The sequence below is a fragment of the Sphingomonas sp. DMC6 genome (assembly GCF_056314225.1).
On record NZ_JBQUYT010000003.1, the window covers coordinates 221,772 to 242,375 of the forward strand.

The following is a 20,604-nucleotide window of genomic DNA, read 5'->3' on the forward strand; positions in this document are numbered from 1 at the left end:
TTCGCGCCGCCGCCGCTGAAGCGGCGGCCGGCAGGCGATTACTTGCCCTGCGCCCGCCAGCGGCGGATCGTCCGCTCCAGTATCTGCTCCTCGCCACCGACATTGCGCCACAGTTCGGAGAAGAGCGGATCGTCCGACGCCGGCCGCTTCGCTTCGTCCAGCGCGTCGAACGAAAGGCGGATCGGCGTGGAAACGCCCTCGCCCACGGCAATGCACTCGCGATTGCGCAGCGCCGGGATCGAATCGAGAAAGCCGCGCGCGCCTTCGGGCATCGCCGCCTTCACGAATGCCTGGTCCCGATCATTGTTGAGCCGCATCGACAGGATCGTGCCGCACTGCGACAGCACGCCTTCGGCCAGATCCGACGGGCGCTGGGTGATGAGCCCCAGCGACACGCCATATTTGCGGCCTTCCTTGGCAATGCGGCTGAGGATGCGCCCCACAGACGACCGGTCGGCATTGCGTTCGTTCGGCACGTACCGGTGCGCTTCCTCGCACACCAGCAACACCGGCCGCTTCGCTTCACCGCGCGACCAGATCGCATAGTCGAACACCGTGCGGCTCAGCACCGCGACCACCACCGACGTGATTTCGCTCGGTACGCCCGACACGTCGATGATCGAGATCGGCTTGCCGTCGCCCGGCAGACGGAACACGCGCGACAGGAACGACGCCATGGTGTCGGCGACCAGCATGCCGGAGAACATGAAGGCATAGCGCGGGTCGCCACGGATCTCGTCAATCTTGCCCTTCAGCCGCAGATAGGGCGCCGTGTCGGTCGCCTTGTCCATCTTGCCCATTTCGAGCTGGAGAATGGCGGTCAGATCGGACAGCAGATACGGGATCGGCGCATCGACGGTAAGTTTGCCGATCTCCTGCCCCAGCCGGTTCTTCGCGCGCGCCTGCAGCACGCATTTGGCGAGAATATCGGCATCGACCTGACGGTCCGAACCCTCGCTGGTCACGAAGACTTCGCAATGTTCCTCGAAGTTCATCAGCCAATAGGGCATTTGCAGGTTCGACACGTCGAACAGCGCGCCATTGTCCTTGAACGCGGCGCCATATTCGCCATGCGGATCGATCATGACGATATGGCCTTCGGGCGCCCGCTCGCAGATGCGGTGCAGGATCAGCGCCGTCGCCGTCGATTTGCCGGTACCGGTCGATCCCAGCAGCGCGAAATGCTTGCCGAGCAGCGCATCGACATAGAGCGCAGCACGAATGTCGCGCGTCGGATACACCGTGCCGATCTCGATATGCGCGCGCTCGGTCGCGGCATATATCTGCTTGAGGTCTGCGGTGTTGACCGGAAACACATCGGCGCCCGGCACGGGGTAACGGGTGACGCCGCGGCGGAACTGATAGAGCTTGCCCGTCAGCCGCTCCTCATCGCCTTCGCCCATATAATCGACGGTAGCGATAATGCGGTCGCCCTTGGCATCGAGCCGCAGGGCGCGGACACTGGCCACCAGCCAGCGCGTACCCATGCGAATCTTCACCAGGCCACCGACCTGGCCCGCGCTGGCGATCGCCACATCCGGATTCCTGGCCAAGGCGTCGAGCTCGGCGATGTCGAACACCAGTTGGCTCGAGGCGCCGGCGATCTCCATCACCACGCCAATCGCCTGCAGATTCGCCGCCACCGGCATCAACGGCGCAATTGCGTCCCGCGCCGCAACAGGCGTCGCGCCTTCAAACCCCTGCACTCCGCCAAACCCTTCCATTGGTCTGCCCCCGAAGCCCCCCGGCGCAATAAACATGCGCACAGAAAGTAAAAATTGGGTTCGCGCGCGGAAAATGGCGTCAGAAACGACGCCACAATGCGCCCGCGCCCCAGCCGAACAGCAGGGAAAGGGCAACGGCGGTCAGCCCGTACACGACCATGTGCCGGTCCGCCGCCATCGCGACGAACCGCTCGAATCCCGACTTGCGGATCTCGATCGGTCGCACGGCGGCCGCCAGCACGCGCCCGTCGCGGATCAGGAAGGTCTCGGCCGTGAAGCGCCCCACCGGCACGCGCGCGGGGATGGTCAGCCGCGCGCGATAGAGCACGCCGTCGGTGATCTCCACGGCGCCCGGCGCTTCATAATAGAGCCCGGTACGCCTGCGCAGATCGACCAGCCCGTGGTCGAAACGCGCCTGCACGTCCGGGGCCGCGCCCGATGCCGGGGAAAGCTGCAGGCTGTCGACGCCCAGTTCGTAGATCGCCCGCCACCGCTCGTCGACCAACTGGCGGATCGGCCGCGACGACGCCACGGCATAGAAGCTGGGCGCAGAGCGATAGCGCATCCGCTGGGCGTTCACCCAGATACCGGCGACCTTTTCCTTTTCGCGCACCACCACCGATTCGGTCGGGCCCTTCACCACCACGACGATGTCAGCCGGCCGCTCGCCCGCGTCGGGGTTGCGGCCGCCAGGATAGAGGATCGCGCCGAACAGCAGCAGTTCGGCACCGGTGAAGCTATAGGCGATCTCGATGTCGCGCTGCGACACATCGGGCACCAGCACCGGCTTGGACTGACCCATCAGCAGCGGCGCCAGCCCCACCAGCAGGAGCCGCAACCGCTTCACGCCGCCGCAACCGAATAGATTTCGTCGGGCCGCCAGGCGAGGCCCAGTAGCATCCGCACCGCCACGCCCAGCACGATCAGCGCCAGGATCAGCCGCAGATATTCGGGTTTGGCCCGCGCCGCGAACCGCGCGCCGAGCTGCGCGCCGATCACCGAGCCGAGCAGCAGCAGCGCAGCCAAGACGATGTCGACCGCCTTGGTGGTGGTGGCGTGCACCATCGTCGCCACCGCCGTGGTGAACAGCGTCTGGAACAGCGAGGTGCCGACCACCGTCTGCGCCCCCATGCCCAGGATGTAGAGCATCGCCGGCACCAGGATGAAGCCGCCGCCGACCCCCAGCAGCATCGTCATGATGCCGGTGAAAAAGCCCAGCAGCAGCGGCGCCAGCGGGGAGATGTAGAGGCCCGAGGTGTAGAAGCGCCAGCGGAACGGCAGCGCGGCGACCAACGGATGGTGGCGGCGCTTGAGCGGTTTGGGCGGCACGGCGCCCCGGCTCACCCGGATCGCGCCCACCGACTCACGGAACATCAGCCCGCCGATCGACCCGAGCAGAATGACATAGAGCATGCCGATCACCACATCGATCTGGCCGCTCGCCTGCAGCAGCGTGAACAACCAGGCGCCGAAGAGGCTGCCCAGCGCACCGCCGGCGACCAGCACCGCCCCCATCTGCAGATCGACCCCGCCCCGCCGCAGATGCGCGAACACGCCCGAAACGCTCGCCCCCGTCACCTGGCTGGCGGCCGATGCGGCGGCAACGGTGGGCGGAATGCCGTAGAAGATGAGGAGCGGCGTCGTCAGAAACCCGCCGCCGACCCCGAACATGCCCGAAAGCAGGCCCACGCCCAGCCCCAGCGCCACGATCACCAGCGCATTGACCGACAGGTTCGCGATGGGAAGATAGAGATCCATGCGCGCCCAGCCCTAGCCGTCTTTGCGCGGCGGTGCAAAAGGGATGGCCCCCGCCGGAAGGGCCGCGCGCCGACAAAGCGGGGTTGCGCCACCCGCCGTATATCTGTTATTCTGGATATATGGATAACAACTCCGCCATTGCCGCTTTGGCGGCGCTTGCCCAGGAAACGCGGCTAGAGGCGTTCCGCCTGCTGGTACGGCATGAACCTGACGGCCTGGCGGCGGGTGAGATCGCGCGCCAGATCGCCGTTCCGCAAAATACGATGTCCGCGCACCTGGGCGTGCTTGCCCGCGCTGGCCTGGTTCGCGCCGAACGGCAAAGCCGCTCGATTGTCTATCGTGCCGATCTGGAGGGCTTGCGCGCGCTGACGCTGTTCCTCGTCAAGGATTGCTGCGCCGGCAACGCAGCCTTGTGCGCGCCGCTGGTTGCCGAACTCGCCCCCTGTTGCTGAAAGGACGCCGCCATGGCCGTCGACATCATCGTCTATCACAATCCCGAATGCGGCACGTCACGCAACGCGGTGGCCATGATCCGCAATGCCGGCATCGAACCGCACATCATCGAATATCTGAAGACCCCACCCTCCCGCGCGATGCTGATCGGGCTGATCGAGCGCGCCGGCATCACGCCGCGAGATCTGTTGCGTGAGAAGGGCACCCCCTATGCGGCGCTGGGGCTGGACGACACCGCGCTGTCTGACGATGCGCTGCTCGAGGCGATGATGGCGCACCCGATCCTCATCAACCGCCCGCTGGTCGTCTCACCGCTGGGAGTGAAGCTGTGCCGCCCCTCGGAAGCCGTGCTTGATCTGCTCCCTGCGCGCCAACGCGGCGCCTTCGCCAAGGAAGACGGCGAACAGGTGGTGGATGCCGCCGGCGAACGGCTGCGCTGAAGCCATGGACACAGCAACATCTGCACGGCCGGGCATCGGCACGTTCGAGCGCTATCTGACTCTATGGGTCGCGCTTTGCATCGTCGCGGGCATCGGGCTCGGGCATCTGCTGCCCGGCGCCTTTGCGACGATCGCCGCAATCGAGGTCGCACGCGTCAACCTGATCGTCGCCGTGCTGATCTGGCTGATGATCATTCCCATGCTGCTCAAGATCGATTTCGGCGCGCTTGGGTCGGTCCGCCAGCACTGGAAAGGCGTCGGCGTCACCCTGTTCGTCAACTGGGCAGTGAAGCCTTTCTCGATGGCGGCACTCGGCTCGCTGTTCATCGGCTGGCTGTTTGCGCCCTTCCTGCCGGCAGGGGAAGGACCATCCTACATTGCCGGTCTGATCCTGCTGGCGGCAGCCCCTTGCACCGCCATGGTGTTCGTGTGGTCGAACCTGTGCGAAGGCGAGCCGACCTATACGCTTTCGCAGGTTGCGCTGAACGATGTGCTGATGGTGTTTCTGTTCGCGCCGCTGGTCGGGCTGCTACTCGGTGTCGCCTCGGTCACGGTGCCGTGGAACACGCTGCTGATATCGGTGCTGCTGTACATTGTCGTGCCGGTGATCGTAGCGCAGCTCGTCCGGCGTGCCGTGCTGGCAGGGGGCAGGCAGCCCGCGCTGGATCGGTTGCTGAAGCGCCTCGGTCCGGTGTCGCTCGTGGCACTGCTGGCAATGCTGGTTCTGCTGTTCGGCTTTCAGGGCGATGCGATCGTCGCGCAGCCCATGGTCATCGCGCTGCTGGCAGTGCCGATCCTCCTGCAAGTCTATCTGAACGCCGGTCTCGCCTATTGGCTCTCCCGCCGCCTTGGCGTCGCCTGGTGCGTCGCGGCGCCTGCGGCCCTGATCGGCGCATCGAATTTCTTCGAGCTGGCCGTGGCCGCCGCCATTTCGCTGTTCGGGCTGAAATCGGGTGCGGCACTGGCAACCGTCGTCGGCGTGCTCGTCGAAGTGCCGGTCATGCTTTCGGTGGTGGCGATCGTGAAGGCGTCGCAAGGCTGGTATGCGCGCGGGCTCGCCAAAGACGCGCCGCAGTGAAGCGCCGAGGCGGAATAACTGTTGCACCGGAAGGAAAGCCCTTCGCCCTGCTTCAGAAATCCGCACCCAGGGTGAAGGCCGGCCCCGATCCTGGCCGGGCATCCCCCACCACCCGCTGGCGCCAGTCGAACGTCGCGCGCAGGGCCTGGCCTTGCACCGGCAGCGTCAGCGAAAAGCTGGGGCCGATGTCGAGCCGTTGCGCATCGCGCTGGGCGGCGCCCCAAATGCCGACGCCCAGGTGCCCGCGCGATCCCACCGCCCGCGTCAGTCGCAACGCACCATCGGCATACGGCTCGCGGCGGTCGCGCCACACCGCGCCGGCCTGGCCATAGCCTTCGATCCGGAAACCGGCGAGCCGATGATCGACACCGCCGACCATCCCCAGCGCCGGACCGCCCTGGACGCCGTCGAGCCCGAAGCGCCGTTCGGCAACCAGCCGGACGGGCGCGCGAAGCGGTTGCCACTCCAGCCCGAGCGTCGCTTCGCTGCCCCGTCCAGCCAGTGGCCCGGCGAGCCGGGCAAATGCGCCGAGCCGATGGCGGCTGTCGAGCATCCGCACGATCCGTAGCCCGGCCTGGCTGCCCCCGATCTGCCCCCCGCCCGGCGCCGCCCCGATCCCGCGGCCCGGACGAACCGCCAGCCACGCACTCGCCTGCAACCGGACGCCCGGGGGCGCCGCCGCAACGGGAACGGCGCCGCTTCCCTCCTGCGGAACGGAGAATATGGCCGTGGCCTCCGGCATCCCCTCGGTCAGTCGCATCGCCCCCGGCGGGCGCTGGGGCTCCGGCCTGGAACCACCAGGCACCACCACATCGGCGTGCGCCGGCAGCGCCGACACGGGCGAACCTGTTCCCCACTGCTGCCGCCGTGCGATCCCGTGGCACAGCGGGACATATTCGATGCCCCGACATGCCCCGCTCCACCCACTTTTCGGCGCGAGCGGGTGGGCAGTCGCAGCGCGACTGGCAGAGTCCGCCGCGCGCATGGCAGGACCATCCGCAGGGCGCACCGCATCCGTAGCTCGCGCGCGCGGACCGTAACGCAGCGGCGCGCCTCGGTCCGAAGACCAGAGCAAGGCGCCGCGCAGGCAGAGCCACCCGAAGGCGACGAGCGCAACGAAGCGCAGCGGCCGCCCTCGCCCTTGCCGGGTCACGCCGCCCCGGCCTCGTCGGGAAACTGATGCGCGGTCTTGTCCCAGCGCGGCGCCTGTCCGGCCAGGATGCCCAGATACAAGGTCAGCGCCCGTCGGGCGGCGAGCAGCGCGACGTAATTCGCCACCACGATCCGCGGCACCGACCATAACGCTTCGGCCAGGCCATAAAGCTGGAAGACAAAGCTCGCCCGCACCAGCGTGCGCCAACTGAGCAGGGTGAGGTTGGTGCCGATCAGGCCGGATACCAGCGGATGCGGCATCGGCATGGTGCTGGCCGCTATCCAGTGGCCGGCGAGCGCCATGCCCCATAGCACCAGCGCGGCATAGGCGACGGCGAGCACGGGCATGGCAAGCGTCGCCCGCCGGTCGCGCATGCGCATCCAGTGGTCGCCCATATCCCAGAACCGGCTCCACCCGGTGCGGTCCCAGCCGGCGAGCGCGATGCCGGTCATCCAGCGTGCCTTTTGCCGCACCGCCGCGCGCACCGTTTCCGGGAAATAGGCCCGCACCGCCACCGGCGGGCCGCCCGGCCGCTCGGGCACCCGCGCCAGCACGCAGTCGCCGCCCATTGCCCGCAGTGTCAGGCCCAGTTCGTAATCCTCGGTCAGACTGGTCGAATCGAACGGCAGCCCGCCGCGCGCCTCGGCGATGCGGGCCAGCATGGTCCGCCGGATCGCGCACCCCGTCCCCGCCAGCGGCATGCCGGCCCGCACCGCCTGACGGACCAGCATCTGCTTGCCATGGGCTTCAGCGAACTCGTCCAGATAATGACCGGAGACGAATATCGACGCCGGGTGGCGCAGCGGCAGCACCGGGATCTGCACCGCCGCATAGCGCTCCAGATGCGCCGCGATCACCTGCAGTTCGAGCGGATGGACAATGTCTTCCGCATCGTGTTCGGTTTTACTACCGTTTCTTAACAGCCAAGAACGTAGAGAAAGCCCATGAGAATCAGCGGAAAACCGGCATATCTGTATGCTCGCTACAGCTCAGCCCGTCAGAAAAACGGCAGCAGCGTTGAGCGCCAGATGGAGTATGGACGCAAGTTCATAGCCCAGCATGGTTGGCATTTGGTTTCAGAGATCAAGGACGAAGCCAAGAGCGCCTTCAAGGGCGCAAATCGCGCGGAAGGCTCAGCACTCTTTGAGTTCGAGAGACAAGCAGCCTCCGGCCAATTTGCCGATGGTGCGGTGCTCGTTTGCGAAAACGTCGACCGTCTCAGCCGTCAGGGTGCCAAGGCCACCGCAAGGCTCATATGGGCTCTCAACGAAGCTGGCGTTGACGTAGCCACTTACCACGATGGCCATATCTACAAGGCCGGTGAAAAAACCGACCTGATGGATTTGTTCAGCGCCATCATCAAAGGCGCATTGGGCGAGGAAGAAAGCGCGAAGAAATCCGCCCGTTCGCAAGCGTGGTGGGACAAAATCTACAAAGAGATATCAGCTGGCTCAACCAAAGCTCACTCCAAGCAAATCCCGGCTTGGATCGATATCGTGGATGGCGAATTCGTCCTGAATGAACACCGGGCTGAAATCGTCCGCCAGATGTTTCGTTGGTATTGTGACGGCCTTGGTAGCCTCCAAATCCTTTACAAGCTAAGGGCCATGAAGGAACGCCCGTGGAGCAAGGAAAAGCGATACAAAGACCGACCTGAATGGACGCTGCGCTATATCAGCAAAGTGCTGAAAGCTCGCCAGACGATTGGCGAATATGTGACGGTCAAAGGCGAAACAATCGCCACGAACTTTTACCCGGCTGTGGTGGATGTTCAGACCTTCAACCTAGCACAAACAATCCGCGAGCAGCGAGCAAAGCTCGGCGGTGATGCCCGCAAACGGAGCCACAACCTGTTCGTTGGATTCCTGAAATGCGGCCAGTGCGGAAAGTCAGCCACCCTCACGAGCAAAATGACCAAGAAGCGCGGGATGACCTACTATGCCCGCTGTAACGAGGCTCGTTATCAGCACGTTGATTGCGACAACCACGCAACCGTCCTTTATCACGTGCTGGAACGAACCGTCCTTGACGAAGCTCTCTCGTGGATCGCGGAAGCCCAAACAAAGTCCACTAGTAGTGAGGCGTTCAAGCAGCAAATCGCGGAGCTAACGAGGCAACGCGCATTGAAGGAAACCCAATCACAGAACATCGTTGAAGCAATTCAGGAAGGCACTGCCCCCAAAGCACTGGTCAAACGGTTGAGTGAGCTTGAGGCAGAGATTGAAGGCTTGGATACGCAAATCCAGCTGGCAAAGAACCAACTGAGCGTGGAAACCAATAAGGCCCCGCGAAGCTCGGTTCACGCTGAGGTTGAAGCCCTACGCGAGAGCATCCTTGATCCTGATCCTGACGTTCGCTTTGAGGCACGAGCCAGCGTCAATGCTGCGCTCAGTCAACTGATCCATCGCATCGACATCGAACCCACTGGCACGTTCCGCATCTATTTGACGGAATCCGACTGGTGGCACTTTGACGCTGATGGAACGCTTCTGGAGGCTGAGCAGTCCATCCCGCTCGATGCCCGAGAAGTGCTCAAAGAAATGGCCGGGGAATCACCCCCGGCCTGAAACGGTGTTTTGTAGAACGCTTTCGCTTCCAGCTATTTATGCGTTCTTGGGCGGACGGCCACGACGCTTGGGAGCATCAGCAGCGGCCTTACGCGGACCACGGCGACGAGCAGAAAGTTCAGCGATCTGATCAGAGAACGCACCAGCCAGCACATCAGCGCGGATTTCAGCCCAAACCGATCCCAAGTCCTTGGCAGGAACAGAAAGCAGCGTGGCATTATCCAGCAGCTTCAAAGCCGAAGTGCCGAAGCGAACCGAGAACTGAACCACATCACCAACCTGAGTGATGGTCGGACGCTTTACGCCCTCATTGCCCTTCTTGAATGCAGCCAAAGCAGCGTCCATCCCAGCGGCAACACGATCCTCATTGGTTTTGCCCGGAACCACCTTCTTGGTGACAGGCTGAACCTTATCCTTCCACGACATAAAACCTCCTCAAATACCGTCATTGACCGCTATCTGATATGCGTGAACGATCCGTTGTCAATTAAATACGAGTATGAAATACCGAAAGCGCAAGCCACCCGTTCCATATCAGACACGACCATATCCTGCGATCCGAGAAGATGGCACCATCGGTGAAACCGTCTGCCACGTGATCGACACCACTCTTACGGATTATCCCGCACCGCAAAAGATAGAACACCGGATTCAAATCAGCACTTTCTCATCTGACCCGTTCAAGCCAAACATCGATTTAATGAAAGCCTACAGGACTTGTGAAGCTCATCAAATCCCTTGCGCTGCGATATTCACTTTTACTGATTATGAGGATGACTCAGGTGCACTTGCTTGGGAATTGGTATTTGAAACAGAACATGACCGCTTTGCAGCCATGTTCCTGATTTAGAAGTTGCTGGCAATTCCTACCCTTAAACCGCAATACCCCATGGGCAAAAGCTGCTCGGCGTTGACGCTTCAAATGGCAATTATGATCTCGGGGACCACAGGAAACGCAGGATAAGCAATGAGGGGCGCTGCCAGCTGTCGCACACTTGGAGGTCGCAGCCTGCCCTACATGGGTATTTATCCCCTGACTTCCAAAAGCCGCTCAGACGCCCCATAATGGTCAAACGAACACGGGGGTTTCATGGATATTCGTGAGCTTGAGAAGCTGGCTGTCTGGTATGGCGAGCACTTTGATCGCTTCAACCCACTGCTTCAGGCGCTCTTGCAGCCGATCCAGCACAACGCCAGTCAGGCGCAGAAACTGCCAGTGGAAGAGCCGCTAAACGAATTAATCAAAAGCCTTCGGCGGATGGATTTCGAGGTTCTGTCCATCGAGCAGATCAAGCTCTTGGACAAGCTGGAAGTCAGCCAATACCTCGGCAATGAGGGCGCTGCGCTCGTGGATTCCATTGTTCGGACATCCAACTACGACCCCAGCACAGCATTCAATCAGCTGAACGAAATAAACGGCAAGCTGAGCAACGTGCGGTCATACCTGAACGCCTATCTGCAAAGCCTCAGTCAGTTGGACCTCCGCGATCAGGAGGAAGAAAGCGACTTCATCACGATCCGCGTGAGTTTCCAGAATGATGCTTCGATCACCAACATGGCCGAATGGAAGAAGACGGCCGCGGATTGGTTCGACATCGTGCGCGGGATCGCATTGGCCAACAACGAAGCCCCGGAAGCCATCAAGGTCGTTGGAGCCACCAAAGGTTCAATCATCCTGATCCTTGCTGGAACGGCACTGTTTACGGGTTTGCTGGCACGCATCAGCAAACACATCACCAGCACCGCCAAGGAGCATCTTGAGGTCCAGATGATGATCGAGGACCTCAAGCAAAAGAAGATGCTTACGAAGGTTATCGAGGACGATTTGAAGGAGCAGGCAAGCAAGAAGAAGGCGAACACAATCAAGGCCATCATGGACGAGTTCAAGGAGCTTGTTGGCGATGGCGAAGGAGACAAAATTCCCGCTCTGACGAAGGCTGTCGAGAAGCTGTTCTCCTTTAACGAGAAGGGCGGCACGGTGGATTTCGTCATGCCTGAAAATGACGACGAAGCCAGCGCCACGGAAGGGAATGAAGAGGCATTAGCTGCCGTGGGGGCTGCGAAGCAAGCCATTCAGGACTATCAGGAAGTCCGGGAACAGGTGAAGCTGCTCAGCTATCAGAAGCCCGCCAATGACGAGTGAGGCTCCGCCCAAGTCGCGCTGGTGGAAGCGTCTGAACTTGTGGAAAATCGGTTTCTTCGTGATGCTGCTGGTCTTTGAAGTGACCAGAGAGTTGCTGGTCGTGACAAACGACAGTGTGCCTCAGCCTAACGTCCGCCCATACATCGTCAAACTGCCCAACTACATCACCGTGAGTGGCGTGTGGAAACGCACAGACGGCGGCGAAAAACTCGTGCCTACGCTGGTAACGATCCAGTGCCGGGAAACTGACGGCTTCTGCACGGAAGCGACCACACACTGGGATAAGGGATATGTATTTCCGCCCGACCTGACGCGGCTTGGCGCTGATTTTCGGCCAGACATGATCACTTACGTGAACGATACTCCACTCTGCGCTCAGTATGTGGTGCGCCTCGACCTCAAGCTGGAAAAAGTCAGCATGGTGCGCGAGAGAAAGAAGACCACAGACGGAACATGCTCCGGCAAATTAGAGCGGATTGAAGCGGTTCTGTCTGATGGCTTGGACTTGGATCAAGACCCCACCAAGGGGCATTTCGTCCCGGTCCTAAAGGCGATTATGGCTATGCTTGGCTGATTCCGGCTCAGACCAAAGCTGCGATTGTTGTCCGATGCTCAGCCATCGATCGCGCGATCTGAAGCAGCTTGTTAGGAAGATCAGCGCCGCGCGTCATCACGTTGAACTCGAATTTGGTCTCCGCGATCATGCGCCCGATGATTCCAAAAAGCTGGGGGTGCGTGACGGCGAGATTCTGAAGAGCGATCAGTTGGAGACGGCTACCTTCGACCTGTTCTTCAAGCCCCTTCTGCCACGAGGCAATTTCGTCAAAAGCTGGACGACCACCAACAAACGCATCTTCCGCGATGGCCTCTATTTCACCTGCCAATCGGATTATCTCCGCCCGAAGCTTTGCCATCCTGAGCAACTCTTGATCGGCCACCAGCTGACGCTCTTTCTTGAGCGACCACGATTCATGAAATGCGATGACCAGCGCGGTGACCACCGCCAGGAAGCTGGCAATGGCCCCTGCCCAATCGGCGACATTTCCCCAATCTGCTGCTGACGGACAGAACACCATGACCCCCCAATTGCCTGCCGGCCCTTATGGGAACGCTAGATCACAGTGCGCAAGGGGCAGCTCTAGAGGGGGTTCTTGGTCACAGAAAATTTCGGTCACTGACCACACCTGCCCGCCCGAAGAAAACAGCATATACCCCACCAATCCCTCCCCTGCCCCATCAACGATTGGCTACACCCAGTCGTGGCCATCAAACGCCAACCAAATCCCGTCACTTTCTGGCCGACATCTTCTTTCCGTGACGCCACACGATGGAAACCGACCATTTTTGACAGGGAAGTCAGATGCTTATCGGATACGCTCGTGTTTCAACCACGGACCAGAGCCTTGAGGTGCAGCTGACGGAATTGCGGGCTGCTGGCTGTGAACGCATCTTCACCGACCAAGCCACCGGCACCAATGCCAACAGACCGGGCTTGTTGGAGTTGATGACCTTCATCCGTGATGGTGACACACTTCTAGTGAGCCGCTTGGATCGTTTCGCCCGATCACTGACCGACCTGTTCCGCCTCTTGGACCAACTCACCCAGACTGGTGCCCATTTCCGCACCATCCACCAGACCATCGACACGAGCAGTTCTACTGGCAAGCTGACACTGGCCATCCTTGGTGCAGTGGCAGAGTTCGAGAACGACATCCGCAGAGAGCGTCAGAGGGCTGGCATCGACAGGGCCAAGACCTTGGGCGTCTACAAGGGCAGACCAGCCAGCATCAGCCCTGAGCGGGTGCTTGAGCTACACAAGACTGGCATCGGTCCAGCAGCAATCGCACGTGAGCTTGGATGCCATCGTCAGAGCGTTTATCGGCTGCTGAAAATGGCCTGATTTCGGATTTTCATGGGCTCAAAAACCCAAGGAAATCAATGGGTCTAGAAGCCCAGAATCAGCCGGTCAGCTATACCGATAGCTGCTTGGTTGGTTGTTTTTGTGATTCTGCTGATTCTGGCTGATTCAGGCAATGAAAAGTGGGTCTTTTAGAAGCGGAATTGCCCATCTTTTTTGAGCAAATCACTGACTTCCTGCTGAACGTTAATCACCACTCGCTCACTGGTTTCATGGACTTCGATCTTGTCACCAAAGAGCGGTCGGTTGTATTTGCTCATGAGCCATTTGATGTAGCTGAGTTTGGCTTTGTCACGTTCCACGTTGCCAGTTGAATGCTCTCCACCATCGATCACATCCATGGCCATTTCTGCCATGAACAGGGTGTTGAATGAATAAGCAGTCATGACTTTGCTGAGGAATTCCGGGTCTTTCATCATCCAGTTTGTGATGGTTGATCGATTTGGCATATGGGCGTCTTGGCAGATTTTCAGGATGCTCTCACCATTGGCCAAACGCTCCAGTATCTCCAATTCCCGTTCAGGCGTTCGGGTTGATGGTCTACCCGGCTTGCGAGCAGATTGGACCAGTTCCTGACCAGCAGCCTGACTGCCAGTGCTCATCTCTTGTGCGATCTTCGTATTTCCAGCCTTGGTTGCCATCCAGATTCATTCTCCGTGGTTGTTGCCGACTATTTATCTGGCCAGCCTTTGGAGAAGCAAAAGCCCAGCTGGCATGGTGACCAACCGGGCTTCGGGTCTTGCTTTGCTGGATTCAATCAGAGCGTGTCGTAAGCACCAACAACCTGATTGGTGGAAGTCATCACCAAAGCGCACTGGATATCTGCAATCAGGATCGTGGAATTGACCGTTACATCAGTTGGATTGCTGATGGTCGTTTCCCCATATCCAAACGTCCTGCGAACCACGTAGGGTGACTTGGGCACCACCACGAATGCGATCTTGGCAGTCTGACGGAATGCCTGCGCCTGAGCGGGTTCCATGGGCAGATAGCCCAACGTCGAGTCCTTGGCAGCAAAGAGGTCTTCATTGTAGCCCTCCGCTGGACGTTCGAACACACCCTTCACCGTGCGGGTGAACTTGGTGATTGTCGCGCGAGCACCAAAGCCATTCTGAGCACTGTAGGTGCCGGTCGCCACATCGCTTGATCCGAACGAAACATCCAAGTTGTTCATCGTGCTCGGGTTCAAGCCGGACGTTGTGTATAGGGCCTCCCAAGCTGGGAAGTTCGTATTGTCGAACAGATAGCTGATGACCTTGAATGCCCCACGGTCGGCGTCGTATTCGAGGAATTTCGGGTCTTCCATGCGCTTGCTGATAATCAGCGGGCCGGTTCCGCCAGCGCCTTGGATGCGGGCCTGATATGCCGCAGTGGTTTCAAACTCCCCCTTGGGAGCTGGTGCGTTGATGCTCAGGATTGCCTGATCGAACGTCTTGGGGGCGACTGTTTTACCCACATATGTGTCGCAGGTGCCCGCATGTGCAGCGGTTGCCATCAGGGCACTCGCCATTAGAGAAATAACTGCCTTCTTGATCATCGTTTGTTGTCCTCCTGTTTGATGTTCTTCTTACCTATATAGCCGGAATCGTCAAATGTCGGCTTGATAAGGCTTTGTTTTTGCGATCTTTCAGGAGTTGTTCTGATTTCTGGATTTCGGGCGATAGAACTGCGCTGTGGTTGTGGTGATACCCAAGGCATCCTGAATCATCTTCGATGGATTGACCAACGTTCCGTCGCGGACATGAATGGGTAAATCAGATCGCGGATAGAAGGTCATGCTTCCGTCTTGGGAGTTTTCTATGAGTCCCGGACTTTGGATGTATTGCGCGATTAGCTGGGCAGCGCGTCGGGCGATCTTTCCGTTCACGGACTCTGGAATCGGCCAGACTGTGAGGAAGGTTGGAAAGCCGTTTCTGTGGGTGGGAATGAGGATCACCATCAGGTCTTCTAAATCGCTGATTGAGCGGATTACCTGATCGAAATAAGTCTCGTCGTATTCCAGCGTGAGGGCGGTTTGAACGATCTGCTTGCCGTTGGGTTGTCGGTGTTCATAGCCAAAGCTGATTGGATTTCCGCGGTCAGTTAGCTGATCGATTTCCCTCAGAGGTTGGGCGGGATTTTGTCCGCTGATCCAGTCCGTTAGGTCGATATCAAGCCAATGGATTTGGTCGGGAAAATGTTCTCGGATACTCAGGTAATAATGGTCATTCATCGTTGTGTCGGGTTTCCTATTGGTGACCCGATATTTAGCCGAACCAGTGAAAATGCCCGGCAACTACTGCAATTATGGCTGTCAGGGCGAACGGCAAAATCCAGTCCAGCAAGCTCTTTCGATTCCAAGCTCGTGGCTGCAATCCAACCCAAAGTGGGGCATTTGCTCGGTGGTTGCCGTAGTAGGTCTGAATTGCTCGTTGCTCAGCTTGGGCGATTTCGCGGCCGAGGTAAAAGGCTCCGCTGAACAGCACACCAAGCCAAAGCGAGTGGAATGCGATGAGCAGGAGCAGCTGGAAAATGAGGGCCAGTAGCGGGTGGGTCATCAAGCGGTCCCCGTTGATGATGTCCACTGGTGCTCAAACCATACGGTAGCGCGCTTGGTTTGGCCGTAGTTCGTGACATCACAGTAGAACACCACGTAGGCGTAATCGCCTGCATCAGTGACGCTTAAGGTTGCTGTAGAGGTGGTGCCGCCTGAGGCTACTGAGCCTGTTCCGCTGCTGGTTGATTGAATGCCCCAGCTGTAGGCCGTTGGAGTGCCGCTGCTGACAGAGACTGTGAAGGTGCCAGACGCAAAGTGGGTGCGGTTGGTAACAGAGCGGTAGCTTGGGCTGATACTGACCGTCCAAGCTGGTGTGTTGCTCTTACCCAAAAGGCTGTTCATGCCAATCGCACCGCTGCTCACCCCAGCCAGCGTGCGAACTGCACTTTCGCCAAGGCTCGTGGTTGCGGTTGAGGATCGCCCGAGTTCAACGCTTACTTGGCCGAGTGATATGGGACCGCTTGAAGGAAGTGTCATTCAGCTGGTGCCTCTGACGCTGGCTCGGCGCTTGGCGGATTTTGGATTACCCCAGCATCGATTTGCTTTTCGATTGATGCAGTTAGGCGATCAATGGCCATTTGCTGATAGCCTTCATCAAAGGCCAATCCCATTGCGTTGAAAACATAGTCAGTGCCGGGAATTACGTGAACCAAGTCAAAGTCGCTTTCCAGCGTCACTCCATCATGTTCAAAGCGGATGCGCGCTTTGGCCGCTTCTACATCATGCGATATAATTGTTCTTTCCATTCGATATCATTCTCCCTGTAAGCGGTTTTGTAGCTGTTCGATTGTATTTAATAGGAGCGCAACCTGAGCTTCCAATGCGTCAATGCGCTTGGCTTGCTGGTCAGCATCAACGGCCAAAACGGATACCATTTCCGCGTAGGCAACGGACTTGGTTCCAACCAAATCGTCGGCTGTTTTCACGAATTCTGGATTGGTTTTTTCCAGTGTCTGAGCGCCAAAGCCAATGCGCGTTTCGCCGTCGCGTTGGTAGACGATAGCAGCTTGGGCCATTCCCTTGCGGCGTTCAGCAGCGTCCGTGATTGGGCGCTTGTTTTGCTTTAGGCGTTCGTCTGAGTATGCCGTGACGTTACCAGCAAAAGTGGCATTGTTTGAGCTATCCCAAGAGCAGAGCCAGCCGCCGTTTTCAGCTGAGTAGAAGCCTCTTTGTGAGCCCGATCCTGAACCGTTTGCCATGAAACAAATCCAGTTGTTGATCGAGTAACCACTCCAAGTGTTTTTTCCGCTGCTGTAAGTGGCGATGTTTCCGTAGTTTGATAGGCCTTCTGGATCAGCGATACCACGGCTGTAGGTTTCGTTATACAAGCCGGCAGTGCCATACACACGGAACCAATTGTTGGTCCAAACTGTGCCGCTGGAATAGAGGTTACCGCCATAGACCGTTTGTGGGAAACTGGTGTTGCCGTTGTTATCGAGCAGAGCCGCACGGCGAGCCAGTGAACTAAAGACGCCTGTGTATTGGCTGACATAGATCGGCTCATTGGCATCGTCAGCAGTAGCAAGTTCAACCCAGCCTGAGTTGGATGCGTCGCCACCAGTGCAGAGACGGAAGAAGTCGTTATCCGCCATCTGGTGATAAATGATATCGGTTCTTGCTGTGGTTGGTGCTGATGCTGGACGGACCAAGCCTGCTTGGGCAACCGAGAAGTTCCTTGGGTCATAGACGTAGATGTCCTGCCCGTTGTTTCCGCCCCAAACCCAGCTTGGTTGGCCGCCTTGACCGCTCCAGTTGAAGGTCATCGCAGCGCCGGTGCCGCCGTTCTGAGCGAGGGTCGATGCCTTGCTGGCCAAGGTGGCTGTGGGTGCGTTACCCGAGGCTGTCGTGACGCAAGCTGCGCCATTGCTGTAAACCGTGCCAGCACGGATGCCACGGACGTTGGTCTTGTCCGTTTGAGCGCCAAACACGAATTCGCCGCTGGCGTTCATATAAAGCTGAGCAGCGGCAACACCTGTCCAGTGGAAGGTCAAACCGGGCGCATACTCAAGCGTGACGATTGCGGTGTAGACCCCCTGCCAAGCTGCACGGAAATCCTCACGGGTGATGGCCGTGTCCGCGCTGGTGTTGTTCCAAGCAGGGCTTAGCGTGGCCAGATATGTGCCCAAGGCGGTGAAAGCAGCCGTGTAGGCGTCCTTGGCTGTGGTGATGCCATAGCTGGTGGCTTCCGCGAGGTGAGCGCCCTTCTCCGCGTTCAATCGGCTGTATTCGTCGATCCAGTATTTCTTCTCTGCGCGGTCCAGAACGCCGTCTGCACTCATGGAGTCCAAGCGGCTGACAGCAACTTCAAGGGTGCTTTGGGCAGATGCCAAGTCACTGACTGCGCTGGCAAGGTCAGCTTGGAGTTGGGCCTGATCGCCAACCAAGTCCGCCAACAATGGGCTGATTTCGGAATCCGATAGGACTGTCCAGTTGCGGGTATGCCCAACGGAAACCTTGTAGGTAGGACCGCCTGTGACAGCCTCTTTGATGCTCACTACAAGCGGGACGTTGGAACGATCCGCGCTGAGGGTGACAGGTGTTTTTGGCGCAAAGAGGTCGCCAATCTGCCAAATGCCCAAGCCGTCAGGGAAGAACCAGCCACCGGCTTCCTGTGCTGCTTGGCGGCAGATATCACCCACTTGGACCTGACTGGTGGTGTAGAAGCACCAGCTCTTGCCCACGAACGCTGACATGTCGCCAAACTGGATGGTGGAATGAACATGCTTGGCGAGGTGCTGGATGATGGCTGAAACTGAGGTTGGCCAAGCCGAGCCGTCTTTTGCGCCCTGAACGTCGCAAGTGATCTTCTGGCTTGGCTGGCCACCAAGGCGGAACATGCCAACAGCATTGGCCTTGGCCCACTGACCTGGCTCAAGCGTTAGGGCGATCAATTCCGCGTAGCTGCTGACCGTGTAGGCAGGAGCGCCAAGGCTCTGCGCGAACTCGTAAACGTCGGAAATGTCCTGAACTGGCCCGTAGCCGTGGACCTGATAGACCCAATAAACGCTATCCACCAAAACTGGTGTGATGTTGACCAGTGACCCGCTGGCCCATGGCTTGAGAACTCCCTTGAGGCTGGCTGCGCCCTCTGCCCCACCTGTTCCTGCGTATGTGGATGACAGCAACGGACGTTGGAGTTTGCTTTCGCTGCCAAGGAGGTTGACGCTTGCTGTGGTGCCTTCGCGGCTTAGGGCTGATGTGCTGCCCTCATAAATCTGCTGGTAATTGGCGAAGTCGTCGCCGTCCTCTCCCCACCACAAACTGGCGATTGCACCAGTGAAATCGTAGGTAGACCAAACCTCATTATCAAAGACGCTGGAAACGGAAAAGCTGAGTGAACCGTAGCTGATTTGGACAGGATCAAGAACGCCATTGCTGGTTGCCTTCCAATCGAACTTGGGATGCTCAGTGACCAGTGGAAGCCAGACATGGCCGTTGTTAATGGTGCTTTTCGAGCTTCTTCCCTTGGAGCACAGACGGATGGTTTCAAATGTGCCATCTGGCTTGATTGGTTGGATTTCTGCGTAAAGATTCTTCATTCAGCGTCATTGCCTCTCACTTTCCATTATTTATCGCTGAATTGAGAACCAAAAATGCGGGGCCACTTTCCTTCCAAATCGCTGCGCGATTTCGCTTCGCACTGCCCTGCATCTGAAATCGGTATACGCGAAAACTCCATATAAAAGCCAATAGAGTTATTTCGTATACCGTTTGATCAAAACAAAGAGCGGATTTGGAATTCCAATGCCAAATAATCACTCCCGCCATATGACCCCTTGGCTGGTGAGCTATCAATCACACCAAAAGTCGCTTGCTCTTGGACGTAATCGCTCTCCACGGTAGGAATAAACAGGAACCCGGTCTTTTTGGCCACGGAACGCATCAGTGGATGGAAATAGGTGAAATACTCGGCCTCGGTCATGGAACTGACTTTTGCCTTCCAAACCAAGTTGGTTGCAAGGTCATCAAGGAGGCTCTTGGAGTCGTTCTGATAGGTGAATTCAGCATCGATATCGATGCCCAGCCAAGTGACCGCTTTGCCAATCACCACTCTGCTGACTTCCACATATCCGTCTGGATTTCCTGTCGCCGTGAAATCGAAACGAACATGGCTGTAGGAGCCGGGTGCATCTAACTGCTTGAAAATCACTGTCTGGTTGATGGCAGCAGTGCCGCTCGCAGGACTAACCACAACGTCCACTGGCGCAGATGATCCATTGACCTGCGTAGCGGAGTTGCCGAGGCGGATTCTCACGCAATTGGCAGGCTTCAAGTTCGTGCCAACCAGTGCCACGAAATCGATCTCTGACCCGTCTAGCTGGAAGGTGAGATAATTGCCAGTGAGGCCAGCAGTGCGCCAAACAAGGCCCTTCTCGTCATTGGAAAGGAAGCCCTGCCCTTGTGTTGTGCCACCACTTTGAGCAACTGATGTGAGTTTGTTTGGGGTGAGGAAAAGGGCTGTCATTAGATCAAGCGAACTCCTATCGTTGTGCGGCCAGTGCCAAAATCAGGTGATGCAGAAACAACCACACCTCGGCGGCCTTCTGTCTTGTATTTAGGGAAATCCAAGAGGAATGACGGAGGGCCACCCACGAAGGAATCCAAGGTCAAAATGCCCTCGATTTCCACGGTGAAATAGCGCGGATTGCTGCCCCAGCTTTGAAGGTTCTCAGCTAACTCTTGAGCATCGTCAGCCAAGAGATTTGTGTTGAGCGTGACCTCAATGGCAGCAGAGTTTTTGCTCTTGATTGTAGAGTCCTGAACCACCGCATAGCGATATGGCTGTTTGACGAATAATGCCCTTTCTGCGTCTGTCATTGTCATGCTTTATTCC

Annotated in this window: 24 protein-coding genes; 8 read left to right on the forward strand and 16 right to left on the reverse strand. The window is 58.6% G+C overall.

Translation table 11 applies throughout. From position 1 onward, the window contains the following. Positions 1–38: 38 nt before the first annotated feature. The 3 genes from ACT53M_RS08305 to ACT53M_RS08315 all read right to left on the reverse strand — a co-directional run bounded on the left by ACT53M_RS08305 (position 39) and on the right by ACT53M_RS08315 (position 3,482). Positions 39–1,724 carry an ATP-binding protein gene (locus tag ACT53M_RS08305; RefSeq protein ID WP_476232648.1) on the reverse strand — a complete coding sequence of 562 codons (1,686 nt, stop codon included), beginning with the start codon at positions 1,722–1,724 and terminating at the stop codon, positions 39–41. Positions 1,725–1,803: 79 nt separating this feature from the next. After that, positions 1,804–2,526: a TIGR02186 family protein gene (locus ACT53M_RS08310; RefSeq protein ID WP_476228744.1), complete on the reverse strand. Its 723-nt coding sequence runs from the start codon at positions 2,524–2,526 to the stop codon at positions 1,804–1,806. Between the two features lie 41 nt (positions 2,527–2,567). Further along, entirely contained in the window at positions 2,568–3,482 is a 915-nt protein-coding gene (locus tag ACT53M_RS08315) for a sulfite exporter TauE/SafE family protein (RefSeq protein ID WP_476232650.1), read from the reverse strand. Between the two features lie 119 nt (positions 3,483–3,601). Here ACT53M_RS08315 and ACT53M_RS08320 point away from each other — a divergent pair, with 119 nt between their 5' ends. From ACT53M_RS08320 to arsB, 3 genes are read left to right on the forward strand one after another with little or no spacing between them, the layout of a single operon-like run. After that, a complete protein-coding gene (locus ACT53M_RS08320) occupies positions 3,602–3,934 on the forward strand; it encodes an ArsR/SmtB family transcription factor (RefSeq protein ID WP_476232652.1) in 333 nt (110 codons plus the stop codon). A 12-nt stretch (positions 3,935–3,946) separates the two neighbouring features. Beyond that, the gene (gene arsC / locus ACT53M_RS08325) at positions 3,947–4,375 is read left to right on the forward strand and encodes an arsenate reductase (glutaredoxin) (protein WP_476232654.1); all 429 of its coding nucleotides are present in this window, start codon (positions 3,947–3,949) and stop codon (positions 4,373–4,375) included. Positions 4,376–4,379: 4 nt separating this feature from the next. Then, positions 4,380–5,453 (forward strand): ACR3 family arsenite efflux transporter, encoded by a 1,074-nt coding sequence (arsB, locus tag ACT53M_RS08330; protein WP_476232655.1) that lies wholly within the window; start codon positions 4,380–4,382, stop codon positions 5,451–5,453. A gap of 52 nt (positions 5,454–5,505) precedes the next feature. On the opposite strand, the gene ACT53M_RS08335 is transcribed toward arsB, so the two are convergent. Next, positions 5,506–6,291, reverse strand: a complete 786-nt coding sequence (locus ACT53M_RS08335) for a hypothetical protein (protein ID WP_476232657.1) — start codon at positions 6,289–6,291, stop codon at positions 5,506–5,508. Positions 6,292–6,602: 311 nt separating this feature from the next. After that, positions 6,603–7,583, reverse strand: a complete 981-nt coding sequence (locus tag ACT53M_RS08340; protein ID WP_476233226.1) for a glycosyltransferase family 2 protein — start codon at positions 7,581–7,583, stop codon at positions 6,603–6,605. Here ACT53M_RS08340 and ACT53M_RS08345 point away from each other — a divergent pair. Beyond that, complete coding sequence (locus ACT53M_RS08345) at positions 7,551–9,173, forward strand: recombinase family protein (RefSeq protein WP_476232659.1); 1,623 nt, start codon at positions 7,551–7,553, stop codon at positions 9,171–9,173. The two genes, ACT53M_RS08340 and ACT53M_RS08345, sit on opposite strands and share 33 nt — an antisense overlap. 36 nt (positions 9,174–9,209) lie before the next feature. Here the strand turns inward: ACT53M_RS08345 and ACT53M_RS08350 are convergent, their stop codons facing one another. Next, positions 9,210–9,599 carry a hypothetical protein gene (locus tag ACT53M_RS08350; RefSeq protein WP_476232660.1) on the reverse strand — a complete coding sequence of 130 codons (390 nt, stop codon included), beginning with the start codon at positions 9,597–9,599 and terminating at the stop codon, positions 9,210–9,212. 73 nt (positions 9,600–9,672) lie between these two features. On the opposite strand from ACT53M_RS08350, the gene ACT53M_RS08355 reads away from it, so the two are divergent. The 3 genes from ACT53M_RS08355 (at position 9,673) to ACT53M_RS08365 (ending at position 11,890) form a co-directional block, all read left to right on the forward strand. Next, entirely contained in the window at positions 9,673–10,023 is a 351-nt protein-coding gene (locus tag ACT53M_RS08355; protein WP_476232662.1) for a hypothetical protein, read from the forward strand. 240 nt (positions 10,024–10,263) lie between these two features. Next, on the forward strand, positions 10,264–11,316 hold the full coding sequence (locus ACT53M_RS08360; RefSeq protein ID WP_476232664.1) for a hypothetical protein: 1,053 nt from the start codon (positions 10,264–10,266) through the stop codon (positions 11,314–11,316). After that, positions 11,306–11,890 (forward strand): hypothetical protein, encoded by a 585-nt coding sequence (locus ACT53M_RS08365; RefSeq protein WP_476232666.1) that lies wholly within the window; start codon positions 11,306–11,308, stop codon positions 11,888–11,890. The genes ACT53M_RS08360 and ACT53M_RS08365 overlap by 11 nt, the downstream gene beginning before the upstream one ends. A 7-nt stretch (positions 11,891–11,897) precedes the next feature. Here the strand turns inward: ACT53M_RS08365 and ACT53M_RS08370 are convergent, their stop codons facing one another. After that, entirely contained in the window at positions 11,898–12,392 is a 495-nt protein-coding gene (locus ACT53M_RS08370; protein ID WP_476232668.1) for a hypothetical protein, read from the reverse strand. Positions 12,393–12,676: 284 nt separating this feature from the next. Here ACT53M_RS08370 and ACT53M_RS08375 point away from each other — a divergent pair, with 284 nt between their 5' ends. After that, positions 12,677–13,216, forward strand: coding sequence for a recombinase family protein (locus ACT53M_RS08375; RefSeq protein WP_476232669.1), 540 nt, complete (start codon positions 12,677–12,679; stop codon positions 13,214–13,216). Between the two features lie 149 nt (positions 13,217–13,365). Here ACT53M_RS08375 and ACT53M_RS08380 read toward each other — a convergent pair whose 3' ends face one another. The 9 genes from ACT53M_RS08380 to ACT53M_RS08420 form a co-directional block, all read right to left on the reverse strand. Next, a complete protein-coding gene (locus ACT53M_RS08380) occupies positions 13,366–13,875 on the reverse strand; it encodes a terminase small subunit-like protein (protein WP_476232670.1) in 510 nt (169 codons plus the stop codon). 116 nt (positions 13,876–13,991) lie between these two features. Next, positions 13,992–14,771 (reverse strand): hypothetical protein, encoded by a 780-nt coding sequence (locus ACT53M_RS08385; RefSeq protein WP_476232671.1) that lies wholly within the window; start codon positions 14,769–14,771, stop codon positions 13,992–13,994. A gap of 90 nt (positions 14,772–14,861) precedes the next feature. After that, entirely contained in the window at positions 14,862–15,446 is a 585-nt protein-coding gene (locus tag ACT53M_RS08390) for a hypothetical protein (RefSeq protein ID WP_476232673.1), read from the reverse strand. A gap of 34 nt (positions 15,447–15,480) precedes the next feature. Beyond that, positions 15,481–15,771: a hypothetical protein gene (locus ACT53M_RS08395; protein WP_476232674.1), complete on the reverse strand. Its 291-nt coding sequence runs from the start codon at positions 15,769–15,771 to the stop codon at positions 15,481–15,483. Further along, a complete protein-coding gene (locus ACT53M_RS08400) occupies positions 15,771–16,112 on the reverse strand; it encodes a hypothetical protein (protein ID WP_476232675.1) in 342 nt (113 codons plus the stop codon). Before ACT53M_RS08400 ends, ACT53M_RS08395 begins: the two co-directional genes overlap by 1 nt. 131 nt (positions 16,113–16,243) lie before the next feature. After that, the gene (locus ACT53M_RS08405) at positions 16,244–16,516 is read right to left on the reverse strand and encodes a hypothetical protein (protein WP_476232676.1); all 273 of its coding nucleotides are present in this window, start codon (positions 16,514–16,516) and stop codon (positions 16,244–16,246) included. Between the two features lie 6 nt (positions 16,517–16,522). Continuing rightward, on the reverse strand, positions 16,523–19,309 hold the full coding sequence (locus tag ACT53M_RS08410) for a hypothetical protein (protein ID WP_476232677.1): 2,787 nt from the start codon (positions 19,307–19,309) through the stop codon (positions 16,523–16,525). A 176-nt stretch (positions 19,310–19,485) separates the two neighbouring features. Continuing rightward, on the reverse strand, positions 19,486–20,235 hold the full coding sequence (locus tag ACT53M_RS08415) for a hypothetical protein (RefSeq protein ID WP_476232678.1): 750 nt from the start codon (positions 20,233–20,235) through the stop codon (positions 19,486–19,488). After that, entirely contained in the window at positions 20,235–20,594 is a 360-nt protein-coding gene (locus tag ACT53M_RS08420; RefSeq protein ID WP_476232680.1) for a hypothetical protein, read from the reverse strand. Before ACT53M_RS08420 ends, ACT53M_RS08415 begins: the two co-directional genes overlap by 1 nt. Between the last annotated feature and the right edge of the window lie 10 nt (positions 20,595–20,604).